Raw genomic sequence first — 20731 nt, 5'->3', positions numbered from 1 at the left:
CGGCACAGTTCATCCTTGAATTCCTGGCTGAACCTGCGTCGTGTTGGTGACATTTCGGTGATTCCTCATTCCGGTGAACCCCATCATTTCATGGGGCACCACTGTCCGAAATATCCAGAGCAGCCCAGTCCTACTACGCGCAGGATCCCGCGGGCGCACGTGCAGATTATGAAGCGCATCCACGGGACATCATCACCAAAATCTTCAATATGCTCTCCTCGTCCGGGGATTTTTCCCTGCTGTACGCCCACGCAACGGGTACCGCTTACCGTGATGCGCTACCGGAGCCGCCGCGGCTTCCCTGGTCGTGGATCGATGAATGGGAAATCGAATCCTATGTTTCGGACTACTCACGCAGCGGTTTTCACGGCGGGATCAACTGGTACCTGGCAGCCGACAGCAATTGGGAATACCGTCGACGGCGCGGCACGAACGTGACGGCCGTTCCCCTGTATTTCACCGCCTCGGAGGCCGACGTCCAGCTGGCCGAACAGCACGGTGCGCGGCTTGGTGCACAGCTTGCCCAAAGCCATGCCGATGTACGCGCGTTGCGCACGATTCAGGGCGGCGGTTACCTGCTGGCAATGGAACGGGCCAGGGAAGTCAGCGAAACCTTCATCGAGTTCTTGCGCGAGCTTGATTCGACACATCCGGCAGGGACCCCGGGGCTTGCCTCGGTCACTGCACGATAAGTCGGTCCTGGCCCGGTCAATGACGTAACCGGTGTCGATTCGCTCCTTCAAAGCCGAAGGAAGCGAGGACACCGGCTACATTGGCATGCCCCTATAAAGTTTGAGACCCCGATAAAGCGGGAATGAGGCAACGCCGGTAAAGGCGTGTTCCCGCGGTCCGTCCCGGGTTTAGACGGGGGTGACGGAAAGCCGGTGTTCCTCCGGGACCGAATAGCCGGAGACCGAGTCGTCAAGCGGCGAGAAATGGCTGTCGGGTTCCAGCACGCAGTGAGTGCGTGAGTAGACGGTGTACATGCACTTGTTGCAATGAACGCAACGGCTGGTTACGTTTCCGTCTTCCTTGATTCGGTTGATCAAGTCCGGTTCACGAAGCAAGCTACGGCCCATGGCAATGAAATCAAAACCTTCCTGCATGCCCGTGTTCATGTGTTCGAGATTGTTGATACCGCCCAGCAGGATCAATTTGGTGTTTTTCATGACCGGAACAAATTGCCGGGCGGCCTCAAGCATGTACAGGTCTTTATAGGGGAAGCTGCCCAGCGCGAACTTGCCAAACAGCCGAACACCGGTCTTCATGGGTTCCTTCACGACCGCGGCGAAATCCGAGACGGGGACATCCCCACGGAACAGGTACATCTGGCGAATGATCGAGGAACCCTGGGTCAGCTCGAGGGCATCGAGCGTGCGGTCCTGATCCAGGAGCTGGGCGGTGCGGATGGATTCGGTAAGCCAAATGCTGCCCGGCAGCCCGTCATCCATGCTGATCTTGGCAATGACGGCGACCTTGTTGCCCACGACTTCGCGCACCCGTTGGGCAATTTCACGCACGAAACGTGAACGGTTCTCGATGTTTCCGCCGTACTCGTCCTTGCGGCGGTTGAGCAGCGGGCTGAGGAACGAGCTCGGTAGGTAGTTGTGGCCAAAATGCAGCTCCACCGCATCGAACCCCGCCTCGACGGCGATCTTGGCGGCTTCGCCAAATTGGTCGATGACCATGGGAATCTCCTCGCGTCGCATGGCGCGGCAGTATTCCATGGAGGAAGGGTTGACGAAGCGGCTGGGGCCCATGGAGGTGACCCCGGTGATTTTCTTTGAGGCGACCATTCCCGCGTGGCCGAGTTGGGCGGAAACGGCTCCGCCTTCGGCATGCACCGCATCGGTGAGCCGGCGCAACCCTGGCAAGGCTTTTTCGCTCATCAGGATCTGGCCTGGCGCGGAAGCCCCTTCCTGGGAGACACAGCAGTACGCAACGGTGGTCAGGCCCGCGCCGCCACGAACATAGTCGAGGTGGAAGTCGATGAGATCGTCGGTGACCAGTCCCTGGGGAGAACGGCCCTCGGAAGTGGCGGCCTTGATAATGCGGTTGCGCAGCTGCACCGGTCCCAGGGTTATCGGTGCAAACAGGTCCGGATGCGGCTGTAGTGCCTGAGGCTGGGTACTTGTCAGGGACATGGAGTGCCTTTCACGAAGAGGGGCCGCAGCGAAGATACGGGTCTTCGTGTTCGGACGGCTTATCTGGGGTTTGAATCCGTATGGGGGGGAACGGGGTGCGGGGCGCAAAAATGGAAGCGCTGCAGTCTGTTCTTTGCCAGCCTGACCAGCGTTTTGTGTGCCGTTCAATCGGTGTTGCGGGAAAAACCCGAGGGGCCCACGTCGGCATGTGGCTGTGATGACGTGGATCCCTCGGTGGCGGTTCTTCTGTTGGATTTGGCCGAGGGACAGTGATCCGTTGGAAGCCGCGAAGATTTAGCCAAGCTGGCCGATGACCGGTTCCATGCGTCCGTCGATTTCGATGCGCCCCTGACGGACCGCTTCATCAATGGTGTCGCGTAGGGAGGAGCAAGACAGTCCGGTGGTGCCGCACAATCCACCTTCGCCGTTGGCGTTGGCCTGGGCGATTCGCGGGCATGCAGACGTCGAATCGCCCAGCCACTGAATGCTGGTGTGTGGAACTGAGAATTTCTCTACCAAGACGGCGGTGCCACACTCGTGGCAATCGATCGGTTGCATGCTTGCTCCTAGAAGTTCTTGAACCCGGCTGCCGCGGAAAAGTTGGGAAAGCAGCGCAGGGAATGTGTAGCTGTTGCGTTTGTTGATCCGTCAGGTCCCGGACGGGTTTGGTGTGTGACTACCGGTACGCCGGTGCTCCCCAAGAGTTTTCAAAGAATTCTCAGGGGAGCACCGGCCAGGTCGTCGCGGACCCCGGTGGCGGGGGGCCGGGATTGGTGGTTACTCGGCCGCCGCGGCAGCCTTTTCCATGTTTTCCTGAACCTCGACGGCCCAGCTTTCCAGGGCCTTGGTGGTGTCCACCTCGAACTCGAAGCGTGCGACCATGTCCTCGGTGATGTCTTCGACGTCAACGTAGAACTGCTCGTACCAGCGGCGAAGCTGGTAAACCGGGCCGTCTTCGGCTGTCAGCAGCGGGTTCTCGATGCGGGTCTTGTGCTTCCAGATAGCCACGTCCTGCTTGAACTGGGTCTCCACGCCCTCGGTGAACAAAGCGGCCATTTCGGCTGCCTTTTCCGGTGTCACACCGTCAACGGTTTTGACGCTGGTGCCGAACTGGAGCACGAAGGAGTCCGGGGAGATCGGGTAGTGGCAGTTGACCAGCTTGGTTTCAACCGTGGTGTCACCGGCAACGGTGTAGACGGTATCGAGCATGAAGGACGGGCCGTAGTAGGCAGCATCGGAGATGGTCTCGGAATCCGGCAGGTCAAACTGAACGCCGGTCTTGATGTCTTCACGACCGGTTGAACGCATGTGCTGGGCCGCTACGTGGCCTTCAAAAATGTTCTTGAAGAACTGTGGCATCTGGTAGTGCACGTAGAAGAAGTGCGCCATGTCGACAACGTTGTCGACGATCTCGCGGCAGTTTGAACCCTCCACCACAAAGGTGTTCCAGGTCCATTCGCTCCACTGATCGGTGCCGTAGCCTGGGATTTCCGGGATCGTGATGTCGGCCGGTGGCGGGTTGCCCTGCGGGTCGTTCCAGATGAAGAACAGATCGTTCTGTTCCATGGTTTCCCAGCGTGCGGTGCGGGCACGCATTGGCACACGCTGCGCGTATGGCACGGCCTTGCACTTGCCATCGCCGCCCCAACGCCAGTCGTGGAACGGGCAGGAGATCTCGTCGCCCTTGACGAGGCCCTGCGAGAGGTCTCCACCCATGTGACGGCAGTATGCATCAAGCGCGTTGAGCTTGCCCGTGGTATCTGCCCACACGACGATCTTGGTGCCAAAAACCTCAATCGAGTGCGGCTTGCCGTCGCGGAATGTCTTGGCCAGGCCCAAGCAGTGCCAGCCACGCGCGTAACGCGTGGGGTTCTTGCCCGATTCGATCAGACGTACTTCGTCGGAATCATCAAGGTCGATCTCAACAACGTCCTTCTGGGCAGTCATTTCAGTTGTCATGACTTCTCCAATCTATGGTGTTTTTTTACTTTTCGTTGTTTTGGTGCGAGTGAATGTTTTGGTTCCAGCAAGTGTTTTCAGCGGATTCAGGAAAGGTGTTCCCGTTGAAGGTCACGTAGAGGTGCCGAAAGATTCCAAGGTTGTGTTTAGCGCATCAGCACTTGTCCGCCATCGACCGGCAGCGAATGCCCGGTGATGTAGCGCGAGCTTTCCGAGCAGAGGAATACCACGGCTGGCCCGATGTCCGTTTCGCTGTCCCCAAGCCGGCCGAGCGGAATGGTGGTCATGTACTCGGCGGATTCTTCGGGATTGATCTTGGACCAGTCGTCGAGCGCCGGAGAATTTGCCAGTGGAAGAATGGCGTTGACGCGGATGCCGTGGGAAGCCCATTCGCAGGCTGCGGTTCGGGTCAGTACGCGAATGGCTTCCTTTGCCGCCGCGTAGCCGCCGTATCCGGTTGGATTCCAACGCACGCCGGCAGCCGAACCGAGATTGACGATGCTGCCATGACCGCGCAGGTGCGGGTGGGAGGCACGCATCAGCCGCCAGGTGGCCAACGGTCCGGATTCCATGCCGCGGAAGTAGTCTTCTTCCGGAAGGTCCAGCAGTTCACCATGAACCGTGCTCTGCGCATTATTGACCAGGATTGAGAGGCTGCCGAAATGATCGACAACCCCGGCAATGAGCTGTTCAATCTGTTCGGGGTTCAGGATGTCGCATGTGAATGCGTGTGCGTCGCCGCCTTCATTGCGGATTTCCGCTGCGACGTCTTCGACTTTTTGCGTGGTCCGGCCGACTATGGCCAAACGGGCTCCCTCGGCGGCGAGTGCACGGGCAATGCCACGTCCAACTCCTTGGCCGGCGCCGGTTACCAGCGCCACGCGGCCTGTTAGTACACCCATGTCTAGTGCTCCCTTTCGTCAAGGTATCAGCACACAGTTTGCACAGCAACGATGGGCAAAATCTTTGCCTATCCCACTCTCCGGGACTCCCACGCCACGCTGGATGTGATCCGCAACATACTATTTTCGGGCCGTTTGGCGGGGAAATACACTCCTTTGCGGGCACCGTCGGCAAGCCGGTATGACGGCTTGTTTTTCGTGATCCGGCAAGCCGGGAAACCCCTAAGAACAATAAGTCTGACAATGACCGCTTCGAGCGGATCGTGTCCAGGACTTGGGCATCTGGGTATGAAAACCGAACCGTGCGTAAGGGGTTCAAATACACATTCTTGAAAGACCAGGGATCTTCCACTGGTATCGAAGAAAATCTTGGATTCGTTGATTGTTAACAGATAGGACACACCATGGCGTTGACTCGTCAACAACGAGAATCACCGAAGGCGAGTATGCCTGGCTATGCCAAAATCATTGCCGTTTTACTTGTTGCGGAGTTCGTTGGCACCTTTGAATCGGCGATGATCTTCATTGCCCTTCCAAGCCTGATGCATGATTTTCAGGCCGATGCGGCAGCGGTTGGGTGGGCCGTAACCGCCTTCCTTTTGGTTGCCGCAGCCTCGGCAGCGATCTGTGGCCGCCTCGGTGATATCTATGGCCGCAAGAAGCTCCTGGTCATTGTCCTGCTGATCTCGGTGGTTGGGTCGATTGTCAGTTTCAGCTTCGGCTCCTTGGAGGGCGTCATTATTGGACGTGCCTTGCAGGGTGCTGCCGGTGCCACGCTGCCGTTGTGCTTGGGGTTGGCTCGGGAATCCCTCCCGAAAGCGAAAGTCCCGGGTGTCATTGCGCTTATTGCCGGTTCGTCGTTCCTTGCCGGCGCCGGCGGAAATCTCATTGCAGGTATTTTGCTTGAAGTCGGAAACTGGCAGGCGCTGTTCCTGGTTTCCGGAACCATGGGCATCATTGCCGCTGCTCTGGTGCTGTTCCTGCTCAAAAACTCTCACGTTTCCCACGGCACAAACCAAAGAATTGATTACATCGGGGGTGTTTTGTTCGCCCCGGCCATCGCGTTGGTCCTCTACGGCTTGACCAACTCCACCGCGTGGGGACTTTTCAGCGGCCGAACCCTGGCATTTGTATTCGGTGGGCTTGCCGTGGCGGCGCTGTGGTGCTGGTGGGAACTGCGCGTTACCAACCCGATGATCAACCTGCGTTTGATGCGCTCAAACAAAATGGCCCTCACACAGATGTGCACGGCAGTTCTCGGCATCGGCCCACTTGTTGCCGTGGGTGTGTTGACACCAATCATCTTGCTTTCGCCAGGGACGGATCCGGTGGGTCTGGGGGTCTCCCCTTCGGTTGGAGGCATGATTATTTTCAGTGCCGCCGCCCTATGCTTCATCGGTTCCCCGTTTAGTGGCCGAGTTGCAGCCGCGGTGGGTGCCCGCCGGGCCCTGCTTACGGGCATCGTGATTAGCCTTGTTGGCTATGCTGTCATGTTCTGGGCACAGCACAACGTCATTACGTTTGTCATTGCCACATACGTGATCTCGATCGGAACGATGTTTGCCTACACGGCGTTCCCGAACCTTGTCGCCGAGGCCGTTCCGGTGGAAAACACCAGCGAGGGAATGGGCATCAACACGGTGACCCGAACCATTTTCATGGCGGTTGGCACCACCGTCATCACCATGGCGCTGGCCTCATCGACCGTTGCCGATAGCACCGTTCCAACAGGGTCTTCGTTCCTTCTGGCCTACATCATCATCGCCTCGACCTGTGTGGTGAGCTTCTTCCTGGCCCTTCGTATCAAGGACGAGCCCGCGGATTCATCCAAATCCACTGAGGCTGCAGAGAAAATCGCTGTGCTGGATTAAGAGATTTGCCAAGACCTTGGTGAACGTAGTTGCCGTCGGTCTTGGCGGGTAGGGAGCCACCTCGCATTGGTGCTTTGGGGTTCCCTCGAACAAAGCACAGCACGGAGAAATCCGTAGCTGGGCTTCTGGGACGCGAGGTTTAGAGCCATCCCTCGCGCCACCACGTTACTGGGCCATCCGACCGGTGGGCTTGCCCCGTGACTTGGGCTAGAAAGCACCGACGCGTATGGTGTCCCGACTTTGCGGGGATGCCTACGTCGCCGGTGTTCTCCGATTGCGGAGGCGCTGTGAACGCGCGAATCCGATTCGGACTGCTTCTTCTGTACGCATCAAATCAGCACCTGCATTTTGGGGACTGCTTTTCACTCATGCACCAATAACAGATTGGAAACACAATGGCGTCGTTTCTCCAGAAACAAAAACCGACGGCGGTCACGGCTGCAAGCTATGCCACCATCATCACCGTCCTCATCGCTACCGAGCTTGTGGGCACCTTTGAATCGGCCATGATTTTCATTGCGATTCCCAGCCTCATGGCCGAATTCAATGCCGATGCCGCAACGGCCGGATGGGCTGCCACCTCGTTCCTGCTAGTTGCCGCGGCCTCGGCGGCCATTTGCGGCCGCCTCGGTGACGTGTATGGGCGCAAGCGCATGCTGATCATCGTCATGTCCATCTCGATTGTCGGATCGATCATCAGCTTCTCTTCCGGCACTTTGGCAGGCGTTATCATCGGACGCGCCTTCCAAGGGGCGGCCGGCGCAACACTTCCACTGGGCCTGGGCATCGCACGCGAGTCGTTGCCGAAGGAAAAGGTTCCCGGAGCGATTGCTCTGGTAGCAGCAGTATCCTTTATCGCCGGTGCCGGTGGCGCCTTAGCCGCCGGAATCCTGCTTGACCTTGGCAACTGGAAAGCGCTCTTCCTGGTGTCGGGTATCTTGGCGCTGATTGCCACGGTCATGGCAGTGTTTATGCTGCGCCCCTCGACCGGGCTGCCCGAAGCACGTAAGAAGATCGACTACATCGGCGGGGTGCTGTTTGCTCCGGCCATCGCCTTGATCCTCTACGGACTGACGAACTCCTCGGCCTGGGGCATTACCGACAGCCGCACTCTTCAGTTCATATTCGGTGGACTCGCGGTAGCCGCAATCTGGTGCTGGTGGGAACTGCGTGTCGAAAACCCGATGATCAATTTGCGTCTCTTGAAGTCAAACAAGATGGCCCTGACCCAGCTGTGTACGGCAATCTTGGGCATGGGCCCGCTGGTTGCGGCATCTATCATCGGTCCAATGATCATGCTCTCACCGGTTGGTTCACCCGTAGGTCTGGGACTCACCGCCACCATGGGTGGTCTCATTATCTTCGGTGCGTCTTCAATCGCCTTTATCACCTCGCCGATCAGCGGAAAGATCGCCGCAGTGTTGGGTGCACGTCAGGCACTCCTGATTGGCATCGTAACCATTACCGTCGGGTTTATTTTCCTCTTCTGGGCCCAGCACGGCCTCGTCACCTTCATCATCGCCGCGACCATCATCTTCATTGGCGCGATGTTCGCGTACACCGCTTTCCCCAACCTGGTCGCAGAATCGGTGCCCATGGAAAACACCAGTGAAGGAATGGGCATCAACACCGTAACCCGAACCATCTTCATGGCCGTGGGCACCACGGTCACCACGATGGCCCTGGCCTCATCGACCGTTCCCGAGAGCCAGGTTCCCACCGAGGCGGCCTTCGGGTTGGCTTACACGATCATCCTTGGCACGTGTGTTGTCAGCTTCTTCCTGGCGCTGCTGATCAAGGACAAGAAAGCAGCAGCTCCGGGATCGGAAAACCAGGATCTGGTAGCTTCACGAGAAGGATAAAGGGCGGCGAAAAAAGATACCGGCCAGGAAGCTCCGGTCCGCTTGTGGAATGCTGACGAAGCGGAACACCGGGTCTTCATGGTTTTGCCTTTGGAATCCGCATTCTGGTGGGCAACAGCCGAAATGCAACAAGGAGGGCTCTTGCATTGCGCAAGAGCCCTCCCTTGTGGCGTATCACATGCCAATTTTTCATGATTCGGACGGTTAACCGTCAAAGCGTTTGATCAGTGCGGCCAGTGCTTGCCCGCCTCCGATGCACATCGTGACCACCCCATATTCAAGGTTTCGGCGTTTGAGGTCCATTGCTGCGCGTAACAGCAAGATGGCGCCGGTGGCCCCAATCGGATGGCCCAAGGCAATGGCGCCACCGTAGGGGTTGGTGCGTTCGGGATCCAACCGTGCATCACGGATCACCGCAAGCGCTTGGGACGCGAAGGCCTCGTTGAGTTCGATGGTGCCGATGTCCTGGGGATTCAACCCGGTTTCGGCAAAAAGCCTGTGCAGGGCCAAGGCCGGGGCAAATCCCATGAGGCCGGGGTCCAACGCGGCCGTGGTGACATGCTCCAGGGTGGCCAAGCCGGTCAGGCCCTGTTCGCGTACTTGTTTCCGGGGCATCAGGACTACTGCGGCAGCTCCGTCGTTGATCCCCGAAGCGTTGCCAGCGGTGACCGTGCCGTCGGCCTGAAATGCCGGGCGCAGCGACGAGAGGCTTTCAAGGGTCGTCTCGGCCCGGGGGTGCTCGTCTATGCCCACGGTAACCGGTGTGCGGCCCTCAATGGTGAACTGCGCAATCTCCTCGGAGAATGCGGATTTTGCCTCAGGAGCAGCGGCCCGTCGTTGGCTTTCGGCGGCAAATTCGTCTTGGTCCCGGCGTGAAACACCGTACTTTGCGGCCACGTTTTCTGCGGTAATGCCCATGTGCTGGCCGCTAAAGGGATCGGTCAACATCGCAAGGGTGCCATCGAGCAGCTTCCTGTCACCTAAACGGGAGTTGTCTCGGGCATTGAAATCCAGGAAAGGCATGCGAGACATCGATTCGGTGCCGCCGGCAACGATTGCCTGGGCTGAGCCCCAGGCCAGCTGTTGGGCGCCGGACCAGATTGCCTGCAATCCGCTGCCGCAGAGTCGGTTTACCGTGAATGCGGGCGTCGACACGGACAAGCCCGCCCCCAAGGCGACTCGGCGGGCCACGTAGGCATCGGCGCCAACCTGGCCGACACACCCCATCACCACTTCATCAATGCTCTTGGGGCCAACACCGCTACGGGCCATTGCTTCGCGAGCTGCGAAGGCACCCAGCTCATGGGCGGGAACCGATTTGAGGCTTCCGCCGTAGCGTCCGACAGGTGTTCGTGCTCCACCGACTATGACAATTTTTTCTTTAGGCAAGGAGCTTTCCTTTGGCTAGCTGGTTTTGGGGTTTAGACATGGACTGACTGATGGCAGGGTCCGGGGCGCTGCCGTTTGAGTGGCAGACCCTCTTCCTATCTGGGCACGCTACGAAACCGGCAAGGATTGATGTGCGGATGATCCCGCTGTTTGGGATTCTTTACCCCGCGGGCGGCCTTGTCCGGCGACTATTGAAACTAAACATCAGTAGATGCCATTGCCCAGCAAGGGCATTAGAAAAGACCGGAACCACATGCTTTCTGAACTTGCCTTTTTCTCATTTGTCGAGCTTGCCGACGCGTCCCTGCACGGGGCATACAACCGCTGGCATCAACTTGACCACCGCCCGGAAAACCTTGCCCTGCCAGGGGTCTCATGGGGGGATCGTTGGCAACGTGTGCAAGAGCCGGGCCAGGGCCAGGACCCGGCCTTTGCCGATACGGACTTCGTGGCAATGTACTGGTTCCGGTCCCCGGTAGCGGAAAGCGTTGCGCAGTGGGACAAACTGGGGGAGGCCTCGTTCCAGTGGGGCAGGGGGCCGATCATTCCTGGGGTTGAACGTCGCCTGCTGGCGTTTTTCCGGCCGGTGAAGGGCTATGCGGCGCCGCGGGTATTGGTGGATCCGGATGTTCTTCCCTACCGGCCCAATCGTGGAATACATATGACCCTGACCCGTCATGCGGAGCCACACGGATTGCATGCCCATGAGTGCTTTGGCTGGGAGGACCGCCGAGTGATGCCCGGGTTGCTTGAGGTTGCCGGGGTTGCCGGCGGATGGACCTTCTCTTTCAGCCACACGCAGCAGCACACCACTTTGCCGTTTGCCGAAACAGTTACGCACCAGCCCGGTGAGCTGCGCATCCGCTTGCTGTACCTGGACGGTGAACCCGAAGTAACCGGTGCGGCAATACGGGAAGCCGAACAACGGATGGCCGCGGAAGCCGATGCGCCATCCCAGGCAGGCGAGGTGCTCTTTGCCTCGACGCTGAGCACAATCACTCCCTGGAGGGACTGGTGAAAAGCGTTGAAGAACGCCTGCAGGCGTTGGAAGACCGCGCCGAAATCGTTGACTTGATTGCCAGCTACGGGCCACATGCGGACTCCGGAAACGGCCGGGCAATTGAAGAGATGTGGGATGCGCAGGGTACCTACAGCTTTGACACCACCACGCTTGAACATTCGCAGCTTGCCGGGCTGGTTGAGTTTGAAACGCACCAAAACTACATGGCCGCGGGATGCGCCCACATCCTCACTCCACCCACGGTGCGAATTGACGGGGATTGCGCGGTGGCGATCAACTATTCGTTGGTCTTCGTGAACCGCGAGGAGCCGTGGCTTGCCGAGCGCGTCAGTTCGAATCGCTGGCACCTGGTTCGCACCGAGGCAGGTTGGCGGGTCGCAAAACGTGAGAACCGGTTATTGACCGGAAATCCACAAGCCTGGGAACTTTTCTCCAGGTAGCAGCCGGCCCTTGAAAGGGGTCCCGAGTCGATCCCAAGGGTCGGAATCGGCAAACGACCGATGGGTCGCCTCCCACCGTTAGGCAGGAAGCGACCCATCATTTTTTGGTAGCGGGGAAGTTCTCGCCGCTAGATGCCCGAATACTGGTTGAAACGGCTCAGCGGGGTCTCGCCGGATTCTGCAAGCTTCTTTAGGGAACTCAACCGCGGGCCCAACGCACTGCCATAGCGTTGGTGCCAGTGGTCGAATTCGTCGGTGCCGAGGCTGCGGCGCGCATGATGCACCCAATTGGGGTTGTCAAGCATTTCCCGACCGAGCAGCACGATATCGGTGTAGCCTTCCTCGATCAGCAAGCTGGCCTGTTCCGGGTCGACAATGAATCCCACGCAGGCCACCAGCGCACCGGTTTGGCTCTTGAGCTCGTGCGCAAAATCGGCATGGAAGGAGAACCCCCGACGCACACGGGTATCGGTTGAACGGTCCGCGCTGATCCCCCCGGAGGAGGTGTCAATGACATCAACGCCGGCTTCCACCGCATGCCGCGCAAATTCGACCACGTCGTGCAGTCCCATGCCGCCCTCGGGCGCTCCGTCAACGGCGGAAACCCGATAGGCAAGAATCGCGTCGTCTCCCAGTGCCTCACGCACGGCACGAATGACTTCCAAGGGATAACGCATGCGCTTTACCGCATCCCCGCCATAGCCATCGGTCCGTTGGTTGGAAACCGGAGAAAGGAAGGAATGCAGCAGGTAACCGTGGGCACCGTGCAGCTCGATAAACCGGAACCCCGCGCTGCGGGCGCGCCGTGCGGCAGCGGCCCATTGTTCGATGGAGTGGTCGATCTCATCGACGGTGAGTTCATGAGGTGTCTGCCATCCCTCAGGACCCGCCGGCACCGCGGAAGGCCCGATGATCGGCCAAGGCGGCAGTCCAAGCGCCGCATCCGTATCGTCCAGGGGAGCGCCGGCGAACCACGGCTCGCGCACGGCAGCGCGACGCCCCGCATGGCTGAGCTGGATTCCCGGGACCGATCCATTCGCTTCGAGGAGGGCCGCAATTCTGCTCATGCCCTCAAGTTGTTCGTCCTTCCACAACCCCACATCATGATGCGAGATGCGTCCTCGTGGCTCGATGGCGGTGGCCTCGACGATCACCAGTCCGGCCCCGCCCAAGGCAAAACGTCCCAGATGCGCCAGATGGAAGTCGGAGACCATTCCGTCAACGGAACCATACATGCACATGGGTGAGACCCCTGCACGCAGCGGAAGGGTGGTGCCACGAATTGTCAGTGGCGCAAAGAGCGCCCGGGCACGGGGGTCTACGGAGTCCACGTCATTGTTCATGATGACACTGTACGAATCACCAAGAATTCTTGTTCGGGCAGGCCCGGTGGGTGGGATGGGCCGGCGCCACGGGCATTCACGACCAATTTCATGGAACGGATACTTTCATGGTGGATGGCTGGTGCGCGGGGAGCCAGAGCGCCAGCACCGCAGCGAAAGCGCAACTGGCCGCGATTGCCGCAAATGCCATGGAAAGACCTGTCTGGGTAAGGTATTCGACACCTCCGGATGCGATCGCGGAGCTGGAGAGCAGAAGGCCGAACATTGCGCTGGCCACGGCACCGGACAGGGTGCGAAGCAGGGAATTTATACCATTGGCTGCAGCCGCCTCAGACCGCGGTACGTAGCCCATGATCAGCGTGGGCAGGGCGGCGTAGCTTAATGCGGTTCCGACGCCCACAAGGGTTGCTCCAATAACGATTGTCACCAAACTGCCATTGACCATGAGCCGGAAGACGAAGGCCAAAGACATTGTTGCCGTACCAATTGCCAACAGAAATCGTCCGTCAAGCCGGTTCAGCAGAAGCCCCGCGACCGGTGACAGCGTTGCCATGGCTATGGCCGCGGGCACCATGGTCAATCCGGCGCTTGCCGGGCCCATCGCCAGGCCTGCTCCGATGCCTTCAGGCGCTTGGACCTCATGGACCGTGAGCAGATGGTTGCCGAACATGCCGATTGAGGCGAAGAAGGTTGCAAGGTTGGTTTGGAAAACCGGCCGCTTGAAAGCGGTGCGCAGATCAATCACGGCATTGCTGCGACGTAGCTGTTGGGGTACCCACAGTAGCAACGCCACCGAGCCCAGGAGGAGCATCGAGAGGACCGCGGGACTCGTCCAGCCCAGTTCGCTGCCCTTGGAGACTATCAACAGGACGGGAGACAGGATTGCGGCAAGCAAGAATGCGCCAATGAAGTCGAACCTGCCTCCGGCATATTCGGTGCTTTCGGAAACAACGAAAAGAAGGAGCAGCCCAATGAGTGTTCCGGCAATGACCGTGAACCAGAAGAGGGCCCCCACACCCAACCACTCGGTCAACGTTCCGGAAAGCAGGAGACCCCCGGCGGAGCCAACACCGACGGTCCCGCTCATCAATCCCACCGCGGATCCGGCCCGTTGCGGGGGCAGGATGTCGCGCAACAGGCTCATGCCGATCGGAATGATTGAGCTGGCGAATCCCTGGAGGGCCCGTCCAGCCAAGACGACGGCAAAGGTCATGCCGCAAGCGGCGATGAATGCCCCCAAAACCAGAAGGGCAAGGGCAACCAGCAGTAACCGGCGGCGACCATACATATCTGCCATGCGTGCCAACACTGGTGTCGCAACCGTTCCACTGAGCAGCGTAATGGTGACAACCCAGGTGGCATCATTGGCTGAAACTTCCAGTGCTCCGGCGATGTCTGGAAGCGAAGGCACAAACAGCGTGAATTGCAATGACGCGAGCATTCCGCTTGCCGCGAGGATTGCCACGGTGAGCCGTTGAATACCCGTGGCTTTGCTTTGATGCATCTAGTGGTCCGGTCCGATCGCTAAGTGGTGGTCAAGGCCTGCGCTCGCCGGGTTCTCTGCCGGAGGGCTGTCTGGATTCCTGGTGAAACAGTTGGAACCGGAAGTGAGAACCTCACGGAAGTTCTCCGGGATCCTGATTGGCCGTTGATCCGGTGACACCGTAACCAGCCAGTTTGATGCGGTAGCCACGAGAGTTTCGTCTGCGCGGCGCCACATTTCAAAGTCGAAGCGCACCGAGGAGATTCCGATTTCCCCGATGCGCAGTTCCATCGTGATTTCTTCAAACAACCGCGCGGCTTGCAGGTAATCGCAATGCGTAGCCCGTGACACTGTCCACCACCCAAAGCGATCGAGCAGTGTGTCTTGCCGGAACCCCTTGAGAAACAGCCATTCGGTTTGTAATGCCTCCATGCGGGGGAACCACGTTGCGTAATAGAGAATTCCGGCAGGGTCGGTGTCTGCGTAGCTCAGTCTTTGCGTGTGCTGGTGGACAGGGGCTTGCCTTGAGAGAGGGGTAGTGACGTTCATATTGGCTCCCGGGTGTTGTGGACTCCGATTGATCCAACAGGCTAAGTCAATTCTTCGATCTCAGAACCCCATGTCCCATTGAGCAATCAAACGGACACCGATTGCTCGGCCTAGACGCTATAGCCCCCATCCACATTGAGGTTCTGACCGGAGATGAAATCAGCTCGATCAGAAGCCAGAAAGGCAACCGCCTCAGCAATATCGTGGGATGTGCCAAAACGACCCAAGGGTATGTTGCTGCTAGTGATTGCCAAGGAACGTTCATCAAGGTCACCCGCGGCGATGAGACGTGCTGCCATGCCGTCGTTTAACATTCCGGGACCCACGCAGTTGGCGCGTACGCCGTAGCGACCTTCTTCTACGGCAAGTGCCCGGACCATTGCTTCAACACCGCCCTTGGGGATAGCCGAGAGTCCGTCTCGTTTTGGATATCTCGATGTTGCGGCAGAGGTGACAGCGACTATTGACCCAGTCGATGATCGCAAAGCGGGCAGTGCTGCATGAACGATGTTAAAGAACCCTACGAGATCAGCATTGACCTGTTCCGCGAATTGATCGGGCGTAACGTGGGAAAGATGGACCATGGGAACGTGTGGTCCCGCAGCATGAATAAGTGTGTGGATTGAACCGTGGCGATCGAGTAAGCCTCCAATCAGTTTTTCTGCGGCAACTAAATCGCTCAATGTAAGTTGATGGGCTTCGACCTGCTCGCCCAGATCTGTCAAGAGTTCACTAGGCGCGTTGTTTCTGTATGTGAAAGCAACTTTCTGCCCGTCGGCCACGAGGCGCCGCACGACTGCAGAACCGATCCCGCCAGAACCTCCGGTGACTAGTGCTATTCCACGGGATTCTCCAGATTTGTCGGGTCTGTGTGTCATAAAGGCAAGCTATCACCCACCTTCATTGATTCCAAGCAAACGCATGCTTGGTATCTGAACGAGTAGGCCTTATGCTCGATGTAGCAAGCGTTAGGTTGCTAATTCCTGGACACTGAAAGGTGTGTACATGCGTCGCACAAAGGCAAAATTGGTAGTCGCTTCATTGGCAGTAGCCGGCATGGCCCTGACTGGATGTGCAGGCAGCACGTCGTCCGCTGCTGGCGAGAACAACCCGGATGGTCCGCTTAAGGTAATCGTTCTCGGCGGCATTGGTGCTGAGGGAGTTCTGGCCAACAATGCGGCAACGTCGGTTACTGCCGCACAGGCATCGGTGGCAGCTGTAAATGCAGACGGTGGAATCCTGGGCAAGCAAATTGAAATCGAAGTTATCGATGACCGGGCGGATCCAACGGTTGCCGTCACAAAACTGCGCGAAAAGCTGTCCGCCGGAAACAAGCCTGTAGCTGTCATGAACTCCGGGCCTTCGACGGTTGCCGAAGCTATTTTGCCAATCTTGACCCAGAATAAAATCCTGTCATTCAACATTGGGCCAACGGCCACCTCCGCAGACCCGGGCGTGAGTCCGTACAACTTCGATCTTTCACCCAGCGTTCAGGACTACATCGATGGATTCGTGCCGCAGATAAAGGATCAAAAGCACCAGAATGTTGCAGTGCTCCATGGTTCCAGTGCAACCGGAGAACTCTTTGGCAAGCTAACGGAATCTACGTTCGCGGCCTCTGGGCTGACCGTTAGCGGAAATCAAGGATATGACAACGCGTCGCTCGACATGACGCCGCAGCTGGAGCGGCTCAAGAGCGGAAATCCCGATGTCCTCGTGTTGGATTCTTACGGGGCACCACTGGCATATGTATTGCAGGGAATCGAAAAGCTCGGGTGGGATATCCCGGTAATCGGCAACAATTCGGTGGCGGCGACCAGCCTGATTGCCACCGAGCCTCCGACGGGAGTCCTCGGTACGAGCCAAGTCGAGAATCTCACGATGCAGGTCTTCCAAAGCACGAAGTACGATCCGAAGAACGAGAAACTAAACGCCGCGGTCAAGCTGATGGCAGAGACCGGAACGATCGGTTCATCGCTCATTCTTGCCTACAACTATGACTCCATGTGGCTCTTGAAGGCTGCAGCAGAGTCGGCGAACTCGCTGGACGCCGAGTCCTTGTCGGCCGCACTCGTCGACAATAAGGTGCAGGAAGCCGCCAACACGCAGATGATTCCAAAGTACTCATTTGCCAAGGACGCACATGCACCACACATGGCACCTGAGCACTTCGTCTTTATCTCGCCGTCGAAACTGGTCAACGGACAGTTCCAGTAATCGATGCCGCATCGTGGGTGGCTTCGGCACCCACGATGCGGTTGACACCCAAAAATGACACTAGAACAGGACATTCGATGACGATTATCTGGTCTGGCATGGCTATCGGTGCGGTCTACGCTCTTGTTGCCATCGGCTACAACATCGTGTTTCTCTCGCAAAAAACATTCAACTTCGCGCAAGCCTCTCTCATGATGTTGGGTGCATTCATTACCTATCTGGGTATCGTCGTCCTAGGTCTGCACTGGTGGCTGGTGGGGATTGGTGCGGCCATAATTATTGGTGCAATCGCAGCCCTGGAAGAACGAATCGCTATCCGGCCGGTAAAGGATATGCATAATCTTTTGGTCACAACCCTCGGAGCCTCGATCATCCTTCAAGGTGTCGCTCAATTGATCTGGGGTGGCGAGCCCTACCGAGTTCCGTTCTTTGCTGGCGATGGGGTTGTCGAGGTACTCGGTGGAAATGTCTATCCAGTAGAAATCGCTTTAGTTCTAGTTGTTATCTTGTTGGTCGTTGCGCTCACCCAGTTTGCAAAGCACAGTTTGGTTGGGATCGCTCTCATGGGAATGAGCGAGAACCGCGAGGCGGCACAGCTGCGTGGCGTTGACGTACGCCGTTTCGCCTTCCTGGCTTTCGCCTTTACCGGTGTTCTGGCCGGAGCCATGGGGTTGTTCGTAGGGCCAAAAACATATGCGGTGGCCACACTCGGTGCCTCATTGGCGCTGAAAGGCTTCGTGGTCCTGGCAATCGGCGGCTTTGGCTCGCTTTCGGGAACCCTGGCCGGCGGACTCATTGTCGGACTCGCCGAAGCGCTTGCCAGCCGTTACATTGGTGCGGATTTCGCAAATTTGAGCGTGTTTATCATTCTGGTCGTCATCCTCATGGCGAAACCGACGGGTCTCTTTACCCGTCGCAAAGAACGGACGGTGTAATAGTGTTATCGCTGTGGCTGAAAGCTCGTGCGCTACCCACATGGATCTTGCCAGTGGGCGTGGGCGTGGTACTTCTATTCATGCCTTTCTTGGGTATGTCGTACGGTATGACGCGACAGGTGATGCTCTCACTCATGCTCGCTTTGATTGTTTCGGGATTGAACCTCAATTTAGGCTACGCCGGTGAACTGGCAATGGGGCACATCGCCATGTATGCAGCGGGTGCTTACACTGCGGGTCTCATTAGCAAAGCTGGTGTCACTGAAATTTGGATCCAGCTTCTTGCCGGGGCTCTCGTAGCACTTGGAGTCGGACTCATCTCCGGAATTCCTGGTCTGCGGCTAGGCGGCTGGTCGTTGGCCATGACGTCGTTCTTCTTGATCCTTTTGGTGCCCGATATCCTATCGATTTTCAAGGAATCAACGGGCGGGCGTAATGGACTAACGGGAATCGTTCCCCCAACGCTCTTTGGGCAGCTCATGAGCGAAAAACAGTATTACCTTTTGGTAGTCGTTGTAACGATCGTCTGGTTCGCTTGCATGAGAAACATCGTTGTGTCACGCCATGGAACTGCTCTACGTGTGCTCAAGCAGAGCCCGGTACTTGCTTCTTCGGTGGGTATCTCGGTATTCCGGATGAAACTTACTGCTTATGCGCTTGGGTCGTTGCCCGCGGGCTTAGCTGGTGTCCTTTTCGCCAACCTTGATATGTACATATCCCCGGAGGCGTTTACGTTCACAGTCGCGATGACGGTGCTTGCAGCATCCGTTTTCGGAGGATCAGCCAGCATCTATGGTGCATTGATTGGAGCCGCCGTTCTGCAGTTCGGAATGAATCAGGCGACCAATTTCCAGGAATACGGTCTAATCATTACTGGCCTGTTTCTATTGTCCGGGGGAGTGCTTTTCAGCGGAGGCATCGCTGGATTGGGGCAGAATCTGGTCAGGAAGCTTGACAAGCTGGCCCGGGAACGTGTCGGTTCTCAACTGGTTCCCGCAGCTACGGCCGAAGTCGCTCCTATTCAGGGTGCACGACTAATGGTTGAATCGATTTCGAAATCATTTGGTGGTAACCAGGCACTCTCGCAGGTCAGTGTTGAAGCAAAGCCAGGAGCTGTAACGGCAATCATTGGTCCGAATGGTTCAGGCAAAACGACACTCTTGAATATGATCTCCGGCTACTACTCTACGGACGAGGGCAGCATCGCTCTTGATACTGAGGAAATTCACGGACTGTCGTCGTATCGTGTTGCTCGTGCTGGGGTTTCTCGTACGTTCCAAACGCCCAATATTCCTGAGAAGCTAAGTGTTATCGAGGCGGTGGAAGCCGGACGCTACGCCACGGAACGTGTGTCGATTCTGCAAGCAATACTTCGCACGCCGAAGTTTAAGCGCATCCGACGTGAGGACCGGTTGGAAGCCGAAAGAGTGCTAAATCTCGTGGGCCTTGGAGAGCAACGCGATTCAGACGCTGACGCGTTACCACTGGGCAATCGCCGCTTGCTTGAAGTGGCCCGCAGCCTAATCGGAGCCCCTAAAGTGATCTTGCTTGATGAGGTGGCTTCCGGGTTGGACGAAGACGAACTCGATGTTTTGGCAGATCTAGTGAATCGACTTCGCGATGCAGGACTGACTGTTGTCATTGTCGAGCATAATTTCCAGTTGGTTCTCCGCCTCGCAGACGAGATCTACGTGTTGGCGCAGGGCACCGTCATGGCACACGGGACGCCAGCTGAGATTGAGAGGAACCCTCGCGTGATGGAGGAATACCTCGGTGTGATCAATGACGCGGATGGCTCGAATTTGATAGGAGCGGGTAATGACTAGCGGCGAGCTATTGCTTGAAGTTGAACATTTGCAGACCGGTTATGGTGATCTGAAAGTCGTGAGGGATGTATCTCTGACGGTTCGCCGTGGCGAAATTACAGTTTTGCTTGGCCGCAATGGTGCAGGCAAGACCACAACGCTGCGTGCCATAACGGGATTGAACAAAACATATGGTGGCGAAGTCCGTTACCTTGGTGCAAAGCTTGGTGAAGTTCCGGCTCACCGAAGAGTAGCTCGGGGAATGTCGTATGTGCAGGAAGGCAAGCGAGTGTTTCATGAACTCACCATTGAACAGAACTTGCTTCTGGGTGGGTTCTCGACGCGTTTGAAGAAACGGGCACTGCTGGAGGCAGTAAGTGAGATCTACGAATTCTTCCCGATTTTGGGGGACAAGCGTGCGTTACCTGCCGCCAGCATGTCTGGTGGTCAACAACAAATGTTGGCCATCGGCCAAGCGCTAATGGCTAAGCCGCAGCTGCTTATTCTTGATGAACCAAGCCAGGGTTTGGCCCCATCGATTGTCAAAGAGGTGATGGAACGCGTGCACGCGCTTAAAGCCATGGGCCTTGGCATCCTTCTTGTGGAGCAAGCTGTACAGGAATCACTGGAAATTTCGGATGAAGTCTCGGTTGTTGACATGGGGCGAACAATTCTCGCGGGGCCCGCATCTACGATCAGCCTTGACCAGCTTCAAGATGCCTACTTTGGTGTAGGCACGGCTTCGTAGCTTTCCTGCCTAGGTAGGGTAACCGCCGATTGCGGCGGCCCCACCTAGGCACGGTTTTCATCC

The 20731-nt window shown here is 57.7% G+C and carries 18 protein-coding genes; 9 read left to right on the top strand and 9 right to left on the bottom strand.

Features of this window, described 5'->3' with window-relative positions; genetic code table 11:
* Positions 1–209: 209 nt before the first annotated feature.
* Positions 210–692, top strand: a complete 483-nt coding sequence (locus DQ353_RS17375; RefSeq protein ID WP_113764446.1) for a hypothetical protein — start codon at positions 210–212, stop codon at positions 690–692.
* Between the two features lie 168 nt (positions 693–860).
* Here the strand turns inward: DQ353_RS17375 and DQ353_RS17370 are convergent, their stop codons facing one another.
* The 4 genes from DQ353_RS17370 to DQ353_RS17355 all read right to left on the bottom strand — a co-directional run bounded on the left by DQ353_RS17370 (position 861) and on the right by DQ353_RS17355 (position 5005).
* Positions 861–2312, bottom strand: a complete 1452-nt coding sequence (locus DQ353_RS17370) for an NADH:flavin oxidoreductase (protein WP_286166877.1) — start codon at positions 2310–2312, stop codon at positions 861–863.
* Between the two features lie 126 nt (positions 2313–2438).
* Positions 2439–2702, bottom strand: a complete 264-nt coding sequence (locus DQ353_RS17365; RefSeq protein ID WP_113764444.1) for a hypothetical protein — start codon at positions 2700–2702, stop codon at positions 2439–2441.
* A 219-nt stretch (positions 2703–2921) separates the two neighbouring features.
* A complete protein-coding gene (locus DQ353_RS17360) occupies positions 2922–4103 on the bottom strand; it encodes a 3-ketosteroid-9-alpha-monooxygenase, oxygenase component (RefSeq protein ID WP_220094051.1) in 1182 nt (393 codons plus the stop codon).
* Between the two features lie 146 nt (positions 4104–4249).
* Positions 4250–5005: an SDR family NAD(P)-dependent oxidoreductase gene (locus tag DQ353_RS17355; protein WP_113764442.1), complete on the bottom strand. Its 756-nt coding sequence runs from the start codon at positions 5003–5005 to the stop codon at positions 4250–4252.
* 404 nt (positions 5006–5409) lie between these two features.
* Here DQ353_RS17355 and DQ353_RS17350 point away from each other — a divergent pair, with 404 nt between their 5' ends.
* A complete protein-coding gene (locus tag DQ353_RS17350) occupies positions 5410–6876 on the top strand; it encodes an MFS transporter (RefSeq protein ID WP_113764441.1) in 1467 nt (488 codons plus the stop codon).
* A gap of 395 nt (positions 6877–7271) precedes the next feature.
* Positions 7272–8738 (top strand): MFS transporter, encoded by a 1467-nt coding sequence (locus DQ353_RS17345; RefSeq protein WP_113764440.1) that lies wholly within the window; start codon positions 7272–7274, stop codon positions 8736–8738.
* A 204-nt stretch (positions 8739–8942) separates the two neighbouring features.
* On the opposite strand, the gene DQ353_RS17340 is transcribed toward DQ353_RS17345, so the two are convergent.
* Positions 8943–10127, bottom strand: coding sequence for a thiolase family protein (locus DQ353_RS17340; RefSeq protein WP_113764439.1), 1185 nt, complete (start codon positions 10125–10127; stop codon positions 8943–8945).
* A gap of 211 nt (positions 10128–10338) precedes the next feature.
* On the opposite strand from DQ353_RS17340, the gene DQ353_RS17335 reads away from it, so the two are divergent.
* Together DQ353_RS17335 and DQ353_RS17330 are read left to right on the top strand one after the other, a co-directional pair.
* Entirely contained in the window at positions 10339–11145 is an 807-nt protein-coding gene (locus DQ353_RS17335) for a hypothetical protein (RefSeq protein ID WP_286166876.1), read from the top strand.
* The gene (locus DQ353_RS17330) at positions 11142–11588 is read left to right on the top strand and encodes a nuclear transport factor 2 family protein (protein ID WP_181578471.1); all 447 of its coding nucleotides are present in this window, start codon (positions 11142–11144) and stop codon (positions 11586–11588) included. Before DQ353_RS17335 ends, DQ353_RS17330 begins: the two co-directional genes overlap by 4 nt.
* Positions 11589–11716: 128 nt before the next feature.
* Here DQ353_RS17330 and DQ353_RS17325 read toward each other — a convergent pair whose 3' ends face one another.
* From DQ353_RS17325 to DQ353_RS17310, 4 genes are all read right to left on the bottom strand, one after another.
* Positions 11717–12931 (bottom strand): NADH:flavin oxidoreductase/NADH oxidase, encoded by a 1215-nt coding sequence (locus DQ353_RS17325; protein ID WP_113764436.1) that lies wholly within the window; start codon positions 12929–12931, stop codon positions 11717–11719.
* Positions 12932–13019: 88 nt separating this feature from the next.
* Complete coding sequence (locus DQ353_RS17320) at positions 13020–14435, bottom strand: MFS transporter (RefSeq protein ID WP_113764435.1); 1416 nt, start codon at positions 14433–14435, stop codon at positions 13020–13022.
* A complete protein-coding gene (locus DQ353_RS17315; protein ID WP_113764434.1) occupies positions 14436–14963 on the bottom strand; it encodes an acyl-CoA thioesterase in 528 nt (175 codons plus the stop codon). It abuts the gene before it with no gap.
* Positions 14964–15073: 110 nt separating this feature from the next.
* A complete protein-coding gene (locus tag DQ353_RS17310; RefSeq protein ID WP_113764433.1) occupies positions 15074–15841 on the bottom strand; it encodes an SDR family NAD(P)-dependent oxidoreductase in 768 nt (255 codons plus the stop codon).
* A gap of 127 nt (positions 15842–15968) precedes the next feature.
* Between DQ353_RS17310 and DQ353_RS17305 the strand changes: the two genes are divergently transcribed.
* The 4 genes from DQ353_RS17305 (at position 15969) to DQ353_RS17290 (ending at position 20668) form a co-directional block, all read left to right on the top strand.
* A complete protein-coding gene (locus tag DQ353_RS17305; RefSeq protein WP_113764432.1) occupies positions 15969–17180 on the top strand; it encodes an ABC transporter substrate-binding protein in 1212 nt (403 codons plus the stop codon).
* Between the two features lie 77 nt (positions 17181–17257).
* Positions 17258–18115 carry a branched-chain amino acid ABC transporter permease gene (locus DQ353_RS17300; RefSeq protein WP_113764431.1) on the top strand — a complete coding sequence of 286 codons (858 nt, stop codon included), beginning with the start codon at positions 17258–17260 and terminating at the stop codon, positions 18113–18115.
* Positions 18116–18249: 134 nt separating this feature from the next.
* Positions 18250–19941 (top strand): branched-chain amino acid ABC transporter ATP-binding protein/permease, encoded by a 1692-nt coding sequence (locus tag DQ353_RS17295; RefSeq protein WP_220094049.1) that lies wholly within the window; start codon positions 18250–18252, stop codon positions 19939–19941.
* Positions 19934–20668, top strand: a complete 735-nt coding sequence (locus tag DQ353_RS17290) for an ABC transporter ATP-binding protein (RefSeq protein ID WP_113764430.1) — start codon at positions 19934–19936, stop codon at positions 20666–20668. Before DQ353_RS17295 ends, DQ353_RS17290 begins: the two co-directional genes overlap by 8 nt.
* Positions 20669–20731 lie beyond the last annotated feature (63 nt).

The organism is Arthrobacter sp. AQ5-05 (genome assembly GCF_003287975.1).
In the GTDB taxonomy this organism is placed as follows: domain Bacteria; phylum Actinomycetota; class Actinomycetes; order Actinomycetales; family Micrococcaceae; genus Paeniglutamicibacter.
This window is presented reverse-complemented; position numbering and strand designations above follow the sequence as displayed.